The organism is Collimonas antrihumi (genome assembly GCF_018304965.1).
Taxonomy (GTDB): domain Bacteria; phylum Pseudomonadota; class Gammaproteobacteria; order Burkholderiales; family Burkholderiaceae_D; genus Collimonas; species Collimonas antrihumi.
Map to the genome: position 1 here is coordinate 1 of NZ_JAGQED010000060.1, position 1,809 is coordinate 1,809.

At 47.2% G+C, this 1,809-nt stretch carries 3 protein-coding genes; all 3 read left to right on the forward strand.

Annotation, left to right across the window (positions count from 1 at the left end):
* Nucleotides 1-86 precede the first annotated feature (86 nt).
* The 3 genes from KHU29_RS22605 (at nt 87) to KHU29_RS21960 (ending at nt 1,744) form a co-directional block, all read left to right on the forward strand.
* On the forward strand, nt 87-470 hold the full coding sequence (locus KHU29_RS22605) for a TOTE conflict system archaeo-eukaryotic primase domain-containing protein (protein WP_425514507.1): 384 nt from the start codon (nt 87-89) through the stop codon (nt 468-470).
* 325 nt (nt 471-795) lie between these two features.
* Nucleotides 796-1,374: a LexA family protein gene (locus KHU29_RS21955; protein WP_211455453.1), complete on the forward strand. Its 579-nt coding sequence runs from the start codon at nt 796-798 to the stop codon at nt 1,372-1,374.
* A 28-nt stretch (nt 1,375-1,402) separates the two neighbouring features.
* Nucleotides 1,403-1,744, forward strand: coding sequence for a hypothetical protein (locus tag KHU29_RS21960; RefSeq protein WP_211455454.1), 342 nt, complete (start codon nt 1,403-1,405; stop codon nt 1,742-1,744).
* The last annotated feature ends 65 nt before the right edge of the window (nt 1,745-1,809 follow it).

The window sequence follows — 1,809 nt, forward strand, 5'->3', positions numbered from 1 at the left end:
CCAGCCGGATGCCGACGTCATGGACCTGCTGCCGTTCAACTTCCAGCCGCAAAACGCGACAGCCGCTGGCTAACTCGGCCAGCGCCATGTCCACGCCAGTGGCCGTGTGCTTAATTCAGCGCTTACGGATAAAGTGCAATGAGTGTAACAAGAGCTTGTACTTGCCTGTAACCGACAACGTCATTTTTCTCCACCTCAAGGGCGAGATCACCGCAGGCGTCTATCCGCTACTACCAGGCGACCTTTCTACTTTCTCGCCGTCGACTTTGACGATGCAGATTGGCGTGAGGATGCGCGCGCTGTTCGCAAGCAATGCGAATGTCCGCATAGGACAAACTACGCATTATCGGTCGCGCCGAAAACCATCCGAAACATTGGCGTTACCAAGTGATTGTCTGAGTGACGTAAGGTCCCTGCTCAAGGCCAACAAAATCGAGCTAAGGCTAGCGTATTGGCGAGATCGCCTTTGATATAAAAATCGATGACATAGTGCGCAAGGTTGTTCCGCTAGCTTTAGAGAACACCCAAAAACAAAATTCTCAGCCTCATAGTCCTGATGCTCAGCACAGTACTTACAAGAATTCATTCAATTCTTACAAGGCATTCTGCTTTTTCGAACCTCATATTGAACTCAACGGAGTTATTGTGCAATATCGAGTGAATGCTCGACATAATCGAATATTTACACCAATTATTTTTTACGAAAGCAACGTCTTCTCTTCAGCCTGGTTAAATAATGAGTAATTACTCGATATTTTGTTCTATTTCGAGCGATCATTCTATATAGTTGAAAGAATGTTGAATCAAGATTCTAGGTACCTGCAAAAATTGCAGGAATACTATGCGAAGCACGGTGTTTTTCCCTCATTTTCGGGGATAGCTGGGCTTGTCGGGTTGAGGACCACCTCGGCGGTATCAGTCATGGTGCAGCGACTCAAGGACCGAGGTTTCCTGACGTCAACGCCGGATCGACGTCTTGCGCCTGGCCCGAATTTTTCTTCTCGCGTTATTGCAGACACTGTTTTAGCTGGCGGTACTGCTTCTCCAAATGACGTCCTTGGCGAGCTAATCAGCATCGATCGTCTACTCATCGATCAACCGTCCAGAACAGTACTCCTCAAGGTTAAGGGAGATTCGATGATAGGGGCGGGGCTTTTGGCCGGGGATGTGGTGATTGTTACAAAAGGCGCACCGGCAAATGTTGGTGAGATAGTTGTTGCTTTGGTAGATAACGAATTTACCGTTAAATATCTAGCTAGAGACAATGATGGTTTTTTTCTTAAGCCGGCGAATGATTCGTATCCACCAATTAGAGCCTGCGAGCAACTTGAAATCTTTGGGTTGGTTGTAGGTAGTTTCAGAAAATATTTTTGATTATTTTGCAGGACTAGTGGAGCAGGTAATGAGTGAAGAATTGATGCAAATTGTGCCAACGATACTTGGACGGTACATTTATTACGCAACGCGCGCGAGCTCGCTTCGGCAATTACACAAAGAAAAGATCATTTCGCATGCGCCGTCGAAAGAAATCGCGGCAAAAAAACCAGATGGTCTTATTGTTACCCCCGACGGCGCTGTAAAGGCGGTCATCGAGTATAAGCAGCCAGCAGAACTGAATACTCCAGCCAAGATCTTGAAGGCAGTTAAACAAGAGATTGGAGTTGCACGGGCAATGTCTAAACCGGTAGTTGTCAATAAAGATGTCGCGTCACTTCAAGCAGCTTGCTTTAGTATTTCCGGCTGAACCCGTTCCGGATTAAGCCAGACCTCGTCCTTCAAATCCCAGTTCCGTGTGGCACCTGACCAACG

Bases quoted from the DNA above. Each gene is read 5' to 3' on its own strand.
- KHU29_RS21960 (WP_211455454.1), top strand. From the start codon at position 1,403: ATGAGTGAAGAATTGATGCAAATTGTGCCAACGATACTTGGACGGTAC.
- KHU29_RS21955 (WP_211455453.1), top strand. From the start codon at position 796: ATGTTGAATCAAGATTCTAGGTACCTGCAAAAATTGCAGGAATACTAT.
- KHU29_RS22605 (WP_425514507.1), top strand. From the start codon at position 87: ATGTCCACGCCAGTGGCCGTGTGCTTAATTCAGCGCTTACGGATAAAG.